Here is a 7265-nt window from a genome sequence, read left to right as displayed (position 1 = left end):
AGGCCGACTTCCTCTACCCCGTCGAGGACCCGAAGGAGGAGGAGGGCGCCATCAAGATCCTCGACGGCAACCTCGCGCCGGACGGCTCGGTGCTGAAGGTGACCGGCGACGACGAGTTCTACCACGAGGGCCCCGCCCGCGTGTTCGAGAACGAGGAGGACGCGATGGAGTACGTCCAGTCGGGGGCGATCGAGTCCGGCGACGTGATCGTCATCCGCAACGAGGGGCCCCGCGGCGGCCCCGGCATGCGCGAGATGCTCGGCGTCACCGCCGCCGTCGTCGGCGCGGGCCACGAGGACGACGTGGCGCTGCTCACCGACGGCCGCTTCTCGGGCGGCACCCGCGGTCCGATGATCGGCCACGTCGCGCCCGAGGCCGCCGTCGGCGGTCCGATCGGGCTCATCGAGGACGGCGACCACGTCACGGTCGACATCCCCGAGCGCGACCTGACCGTGGACCTCTCCGACGAGGAGCTCGACGAGCGCCGCGAGGCGTGGGACGCGCCCGAACCGCCCTACGAGGGCGGCATCCTCGCGAAGTACGGCCGCGACTTCGCCTCGGCCGCGGAGGGCGCGGTGACGAACCCGCGGCTCACGCGGGACTAAACGGGCGGTTCGCGCGCCGTCAGGCGACACCCGGAACGAGGACGAAGAACCCGTAGGCCAGCAGGGTCGACACGGACGGGCCGATGATCCACATCGAGATGTACTTCAGCACCGCTCGGGGGTTGAACAGGTCGCCGGCCTCCAACACCGCCTCCGGTTCCGCCTCGCCGATCGGCGCCGACCGCTCCTCTTCGTCCTCCGAGACGGTTATCGCGCCGGGGACGATCTCGTTGTCCCCGGTGTTCCGGGTGACCGCCTCCTGAACGGTGACCGGCCGCGTCGCGCGTCCCCACCCGATGCCGACGATCGTCATCACCGTGCCCATGACGAGGCTGATCGGGATCCCGAGGTACGAGAGGACCGTCGTGATCGTCGAGGCCGTCGTCATCACGAAGAGGGCCGCGAGCAGGGGGATGTCGCTCAGTTCGCCGCCGACCGACTCCATCGTGCGGCGGGCGATCGTGAAGCCGCCGAGTCCGATCGCGAGCGTGGCGATCCCGATAGCGGTGTTTTCCGGAAGCCCTCCGACGCCGCTGACCAGCGGCGCGGCGGCGTTCGGTACGTTGCTCGCGCCGGGGCTGAACGACATGTAACAGCCGATGAGGAGGACGACGACCGTGCTGATGAGCTCCGTCACCGTCGTGTTCGGGCCGAGTTCCGGCTTCGGTACCCCGCCCTCCCGGTCGAGTCGCAGCAGCGGGCCGGGGGACTTCTCGATGTGGACCCGCCGGTTCACCGCCGGGTAGACGTACCGACCGATCACGACGCCGACCCAGAACCCGATGATCGGGGTCACGATCCACCACGAGATGATCCGCGAGACCGTCGCGTAGTCGAGCGTGTCGGTCGCCAGTCCGAGGCCGGCGATCGCTCCGACGGTCGTCATCGAGGTCGGCACGGGGACCCCGAAGATGTTCGCGATGAGGATCCCGAGTCCGATGAAGAACAACACGGCGACACCCGCCGAGAGCGAGAGCTCCGTCGTGATGATCCCGCCGCTCAGCGTGTCCATCACGTTTCGCCCCACGGTCCAGCCGCCGAGGAAGACGAACGCCGTCATGAGTCCCGCGGCGGTCGTCTTCTTCAGGATGCCGGCCCCGACGGGAGGTCCCCACGCGATGCCGGTCGAGGAGCCGCCGATGTTGAAGCCGACGAACGCCGACGCGACGACCCCGACCGCCAGGAGCGTTTCCACCATCGAATCGTGGTACCGCCATACGAGGCATATAAGTGTCGTAATCGGTCACGATTCGGGCTCGAAACAGACGGCGTTGCGGCCGCGGTTCCGGTGCGGCCGCCGGTCCGGCGTCAGCGGGACTCGCCGCCGTCGGTCTGCGCGGTCTTGACCGACTCGGCGCGCCAGACGTTGCTCCGACGCCCCGCGCGGGAGAGTTCCATCTTCACGACCGACCCTACCGGCAGGTCGGCGACGCGCTCGCGGGCGTCCTCGTCGGCGTAGTCGACGACGTGGAACGTCTCGTTGCGTGGATGGGCACGTACAGTGGTACAATCGTGATCGTTCTGTGCGGAAATGACGGTGTACGCGTTTGATTGAGACATCTTATCTCGTTATTCTTGGACATCCTATTTCAAGTCTCCGTATATTCACTACGGACGTGAGGCAGGTCGTAATACGGATATAAGGTGTTGAAGCGCCAAGTCGGTCGGACGAATTGCCGGGGATAACTGGGCAGACGACACACCGAGACCGGGCGGGAGGCGCTCGTCGAGAGCGCTCGCGAATCAGCATACCTATTTCCGGCCGCGGCGAAGCCCGCTCATGGACCGAGGCGACGGGCCCGAGGGCGAGACGACCGCTGACGGCGAGGCGGGCCGCAGCGATGGCACGACCGGCGAGCGCGCGACGGACGCGAACACCGACGGCGTGGCGCTGTTCGTCGACGGCCCGAACGTGTTGCGCGAGGAGTTCGACGTGGACCTCGACGACGTGCGGCTGGCCGCCGAGGCCGAGGGCCCGCTGGTGACGACCCGGCTCTACCTCGACGAGCACGCGACGCCGGGGCTGATTCAGGCCGCGGAGGCCCGCGGTTTCGAGGTCGTGATCACGAGCGGCGACGTGGACGTGAAGCTCGCGGTCGACGCCGCGCGGTTCGCGGCCGAGAACCGAATGGACACCCTCGCGATCGCCTCGCGCGACACGGACTTCAAGCCGGTCGTCGAGACCGCCAACGGCTACGGGATCCGGACGCTCGCCATCGCGCCCGGGGAGTTCGGGCGCTCGGACGCGCTCCGCAACGCCGCCAACGGCTCCGTGACGCTCGACGGCGACGAGAGCGACGCCGCCGGGAGCGACGACGACGAGACGGACGCCGGATCGCCCTCGACGCGATAGCGGTCGGGCGACGCCGGCGGCCGCGTATAGCTGAACGCCGACCTCGCGGTTCGCTCGGGGCTCCCCGCGGTCGCCCCTCCCTCACCGCTACCTCCCACGCGCTCCTCGCGCCGGCCGCACCGAATTGTATAAAAGACGGCTACCGGCGGTCGCGAGCTTTCATGAGAGAATCGCTCCCGCCGAGACAACTCACCGCCGCCGTCCCCGACCGAGCCGTCCCAAGAGCAGCGCGCCGAGTCCGCCGGCCAGTCCCGTGAGACCGACGAGGACCACTCCGGTCGCGACCCCGCCGTACCGCGCGGCCGCCGCGTCGATCGCCACCCGTGTCCAGCCGAGGTTCGGCACCGCGAACAGCGCCTTGCCGGCGATCCACTCCTCGGGGACGACCGGGGCGATGCCCGCGCTCTGGTCGTACAGCCCGTTCGCGTCCCCGCGCGTGACGTACCCGTCGTACGGCGCCGGACAGGTTGAGAGCTCCCCGCAGTCGCCTGAGAGGAGGTCCGGGTCGGCCCGCTCCGTCCAGTCCTCGCCCGCCTCCACGGGGAACGCCAAGCGGTGGAACACCGGGCGACCCCCGGCGCCCGGAACGGCGTAAACGACCACGTCTCCCGGTCCGCCGAGCCGCGTCGGCGCGTCCGCGTCGGCGGCGCTCGAGAGGTCGCCCCACGGCGTTCGGTCGGCGGCCGTGACGACGACGAGGTCGCCGCGCTCGACGCCGGGAGTCATGCTGCCGCTCTCGACCGCGACGAACGGCGGCCACGTGCCCATGACGGCGCCGAGCAGGACCGCGACGAGGAGGACGGCGACCGCGGGCGCCACCGCGGCGGCGGTGTCGGGACGGGAACTGCTCACGGTCGGGAGACGGCACGGCGACCGCTTGAGGCTGTCGCTCGAGGTGGTCGGGGCCATGCGGCCGGGCCCGCCGCGGACGCGCGGACCGCCGCTGTCACAACACCTTAGGCTCGCCCGGGAGAGGGTGCGCGTATGACCGACCGTCTCCCTCCGCTCCACGACGCCCACGACGCGCGCGGTGCGAAGTTCACCGACTTCGGCGGCTGGCAGATGCCCGTCGAGTTCGACTCGATCCGGACCGAACACGCGGCGGTCCGTGAGTCGGTCGGCGTCTTCGATGTCTCCCACATGGGCGAGATCGAGGTGGCCGGCCCGGACGCGACCGAACTGATGAACCGACTCACGACCAACGACGTGCGCGCGCTCGACCCCGGGGACTCCCAGTACGCCGCGATCACGAACGGGGAGGGCGTGATGCTCGACGACACGGTCGTCTACCGGCTCCCCGACGGGACTCCGGCCGGGGAAGGGGCGGCGTCGCTCGCGGCGTTGGAGAGCGACCACGGCGGCGACCTCGACGCGCCGAGCGGCGACCCGGCGTACCTCTTCGTACCGAACGCGGGCCACGACGGACAGATGGCCGACCGCTGGACCGCGCACCGCGACGAGTGGGGGCTCGACGCGACCGTCGCGAACGCCACGGGGGACTGGGCGATGCTCGCGGTCCAGGGCCCCGACGCGGCCGACGCCCTCGACCAGGCCACGCCCCGCGACCGCGTCGTCGACCTCTCGAAGTTCGAGGCGGCGGTGGCGGCGGTGGCGGGGGTCGAGAGCTGGGTCGCACGCACCGGTTACACCGGCGAGGACGGCTTCGAGGTGATGTGCCCGGCCGCCGACGCCGGCGCCGTCTGGGAGGCGTTCGTCGACGCGCCCCGCGAGGCGCAGCCGTGCGGCCTCGGCGCGCGCGACACGCTCCGCACCGAGATGGGGTTCCTGCTGTCCGGACAGGACTTCGATCCCGAGGGTGAGCCCCGGACCCCGTACGAGGCGCGGATCGGCTTCGTCGTGAAGCTCGACACGGAGTTCGTCGGCCGCGACGCGCTGGAGGTCCAGAAGGAGCAGGGCGTCGACGAGAAGTTCGTCGGCGTCAGGCTCTCGGAGCGCGGCGTGCCCCGCGGCGGGTACGCGGTCACCGACGGCGACCTCACCAGAGTCGGGAAGCTCACCTCCGGGACGATGAGCCCGACGCTCGACGAGCCGATCGGGCTGGGGTACCTCCACGAGTCGTACGCCGACGCCGGCACCGAGGTGAGCGTCGTCGTGCGCGGCGACGAGAAGCGCGCCGAAGTCGTGGTCCCGCCGTTCCTCGACCGCTGAGGTGATCCGCGGCGGCCTCCCGGGCCGCGGCTACGCGTCGACCGTCTCCTTCCGTTTGTCGACCACTTTCACGTCCGCGATCCGCGTGTCGGGGTACTGGCCGTCGCCGTCCTTCTCCGCGGCCTTCACCATGTCCCAGACGGTGTTGAGCCCGGTCGTGACGCCCTCCAGCGCCTCCATCTCACAGCCCGTCTTGCCGGTGGTCTCGACCGCGACCGTCAGCTCGATCCGGTCGTCGCCGACCGCGAACTCGGCGTCGACGTTCGTGATCGGGATCTGGTGGCACATCGGGATCGTCTCCCAGGTGTGTTTCACCGCCTGAACGGCGCCGATCCGGGCGGTCGCGAGCACGTCGCCCTTCTCGACCGCGTCGGCCTCGACCGCCGCGATCGTCCCCGGCGTCAGCCGGATCTCCCCGCGGGCGACCGCTCGCCGGCTGCTGTCGGGCTTCGCGCCCACGTCGACCATCTGGACGTCGCCGGCGTCGTCGGTGTGTGTCAGGTCGTCCGGGCTGCCGTCGCCTCCGTTGCTCCCGTCGCCGGACCGGACCGCGTCCTCCTCACTCATCACGCATCGCCTCCGCCAGCCGATCGGGTAAGTCCGTCGCCACCAACCCCGCGCCGTTCGCCTCCGCGGCCGCGTCGCCGGCCCGGCCGACGGCGTACGCGCCGACCGCGGCCGCCCGGAACGGCTCCGTCACGGCCGCCAGCGCGCCGACCGTCCCCGCGAGCACGTCGCCCGTCCCGCCGACCGTCATGCCGGGGTTCCCGGTGCGGTTGAGCCGTGTCTCGTCGCCGTCGGCGACCACGTCGACAGCGCCCTTCACGAGCAGCGTGTGGCCCAGCCCGCCCGCGAACTCGTCGACCAGTTCCGCGCGCTCGTCCGGGTCTGACGCCCTCTCTCCGCCCATGTCGACGAGTTCGCCCTGGTGCGGCGTACAGATCAGGTCGGCGTCGGTGTCGACCTCGGGGACGACCCGGAGCGCGTCGGCGTCGACGACGCCGCGTCCGTCGTAGCCCGTCAGGAACTCGCGGACGAACTCTCGAGCCCCGTCGCCGTCGCCGAGGCCCGGGCCGAGGACAGTGACATCGCTTTCGGCCGCGAGCGACGCGACCCGGTCGACGTGGGCGGGCTCGACGCGGTCGCCGGGCAGCGCGCGGACGATGAGGTTCGGCGAGAACCCCTGGACCGCGCGGGCGACCGACTTGTGGCACGCCACGCGGACGAGGTCGGCGCCCGCGCGGAGCGCGGCCAGCGCGGACAGCGTCGGCGCCCCGGTGTACGGTCCGCCCCCGACTACCAGCACCTCGCCGTTGTCCCCCTTGTGCGAGTCCGGATCGCGGTCGAGCCCGAGGAGATCGCCGGGGCCGGTGAACCGCTCCGCGGCGGCCGGGATCCCGATGTCCGCGACCGTGACGGCGGCGGCGTCGAGTCCGGGCTTCTCGTCGTGGAACGTCACCACGCGGTCGGCGTCGACGGCGACTGGGTCGGCCGGACCGTCGGTCGCCGCCTCGCCGGTCGGTTCGCCGGTGTCGGCGTCGATCCCGGAGGGCACGTCGACCGCGATCACCGTCGCGTCGGTCGCGTTGATCGCCGCGGCGGCGGTTCGTTCCGGCTCGCGGAGGCCGCCGGAGACCCCGGAGCCGAGCATCGCGTCGACGACGACGTCCGGGCCGTCGCCGTCGGGAGCGGCGAGGGAGAAGTCGCGGGAGTCGGTGACCGTCTCGGTCGTGATCTCCGTCGCTTCAAGAGCCGCCCAGTTCTCCCGCGCGATGTCGGTCCGGATCGTCGCGGGGCGTCCGAGCAGGTGGACCGTCACGTCGTACCGCTTCAGGAACCGCGCCGCGACGAGGGCGTCGCCGCCGTTGTTCCCGCGGCCGCAGACGAGCGCGACGGCGGCACCCGGGTCCGTGACGGCCCGCACTTCGCGGGCGACGGCGTTGCCGGACGACTCCATCAGCTGTTTGCGCGGGACGCCGAGCGCGGCCGCGTTGGCGTCGACGGCCGCCATGCGGTCGGTCGTGATCATGCTCGGCGGTTCGAGCGCCCGGGGATTAAGCGGTCGGGGTCAGAGCCACCTCGACAGCGCTGCGCCCGCCGCGCTTCGGAAATGAAAATGTTGAAGCGGTCAGGTGGAG

The 7265-nt window shown here is 71.4% G+C and carries 8 protein-coding genes; 3 read left to right on the top strand and 5 right to left on the bottom strand.

All coding sequences use genetic code 11. From position 1 onward, the window contains the following. On the top strand, positions 1-605 hold a 605-nt coding region (locus B9G38_RS13040; protein ID WP_198945695.1), incomplete at its 5' end, for a dihydroxy-acid dehydratase. A gap of 19 nt (positions 606-624) precedes the next feature. On the opposite strand, the gene B9G38_RS13035 is transcribed toward B9G38_RS13040, so the two are convergent. Together B9G38_RS13035 and B9G38_RS13030 are read right to left on the bottom strand one after the other, a co-directional pair. Beyond that, positions 625-1803, bottom strand: coding sequence for an inorganic phosphate transporter (locus tag B9G38_RS13035; protein WP_086220635.1), 1179 nt, complete (start codon positions 1801-1803; stop codon positions 625-627). Positions 1804-1913: 110 nt separating this feature from the next. Then, a complete protein-coding gene (locus B9G38_RS13030) occupies positions 1914-2165 on the bottom strand; it encodes a hypothetical protein (RefSeq protein ID WP_049929544.1) in 252 nt (83 codons plus the stop codon). A gap of 220 nt (positions 2166-2385) precedes the next feature. On the opposite strand from B9G38_RS13030, the gene B9G38_RS13025 reads away from it, so the two are divergent. After that, entirely contained in the window at positions 2386-2958 is a 573-nt protein-coding gene (locus tag B9G38_RS13025) for an NYN domain-containing protein (protein ID WP_049929543.1), read from the top strand. 189 nt (positions 2959-3147) lie between these two features. Here B9G38_RS13025 and B9G38_RS13020 read toward each other — a convergent pair whose 3' ends face one another. Continuing rightward, complete coding sequence (locus B9G38_RS13020; RefSeq protein WP_086216829.1) at positions 3148-3810, bottom strand: S26 family signal peptidase; 663 nt, start codon at positions 3808-3810, stop codon at positions 3148-3150. Positions 3811-3942: 132 nt separating this feature from the next. Here B9G38_RS13020 and B9G38_RS13015 point away from each other — a divergent pair, with 132 nt between their 5' ends. Continuing rightward, on the top strand, positions 3943-5127 hold the full coding sequence (locus B9G38_RS13015) for a glycine cleavage system aminomethyltransferase GcvT (RefSeq protein WP_086220634.1): 1185 nt from the start codon (positions 3943-3945) through the stop codon (positions 5125-5127). A gap of 30 nt (positions 5128-5157) precedes the next feature. On the opposite strand, the gene moaC is transcribed toward B9G38_RS13015, so the two are convergent. Together moaC and B9G38_RS13005 are read right to left on the bottom strand one after the other, a co-directional pair. Then, on the bottom strand, positions 5158-5694 hold the full coding sequence (gene moaC, locus B9G38_RS13010; RefSeq protein WP_086216827.1) for a cyclic pyranopterin monophosphate synthase MoaC: 537 nt from the start codon (positions 5692-5694) through the stop codon (positions 5158-5160). Next, positions 5687-7156, bottom strand: a complete 1470-nt coding sequence (locus B9G38_RS13005) for an NAD(P)H-hydrate dehydratase (RefSeq protein WP_086220633.1) — start codon at positions 7154-7156, stop codon at positions 5687-5689. The genes moaC and B9G38_RS13005 overlap by 8 nt, the downstream gene beginning before the upstream one ends. Positions 7157-7265: the final 109 nt, after the last annotated feature.

The sequence above is a fragment of the Halorubrum sp. SD612 genome, assembly GCF_002135005.1.
The sequence above is the reverse complement of the archived record's forward strand: the minus strand, read 5'-3'. Positions and strand labels throughout refer to the sequence as shown.

What these genes read in the sequence shown, in the direction of transcription:
- B9G38_RS13035 (WP_086220635.1), bottom strand. Translation starts at nt 1,803, where the DNA reads ATGGTGGAAACGCTCCTGGCGGTCGGGGTCGTCGCGTCGGCGTTCGTC.
- B9G38_RS13030 (WP_049929544.1), bottom strand. Translation starts at nt 2,165, where the DNA reads ATGTCTCAATCAAACGCGTACACCGTCATTTCCGCACAGAACGATCAC.
- B9G38_RS13025 (WP_049929543.1), top strand. Translation starts at nt 2,386, where the DNA reads ATGGACCGAGGCGACGGGCCCGAGGGCGAGACGACCGCTGACGGCGAG.
- B9G38_RS13015 (WP_086220634.1), top strand. Translation starts at nt 3,943, where the DNA reads ATGACCGACCGTCTCCCTCCGCTCCACGACGCCCACGACGCGCGCGGT.
- moaC (WP_086216827.1), bottom strand. Translation starts at nt 5,694, where the DNA reads ATGAGTGAGGAGGACGCGGTCCGGTCCGGCGACGGGAGCAACGGAGGC.
- B9G38_RS13005 (WP_086220633.1), bottom strand. Translation starts at nt 7,156, where the DNA reads ATGATCACGACCGACCGCATGGCGGCCGTCGACGCCAACGCGGCCGCG.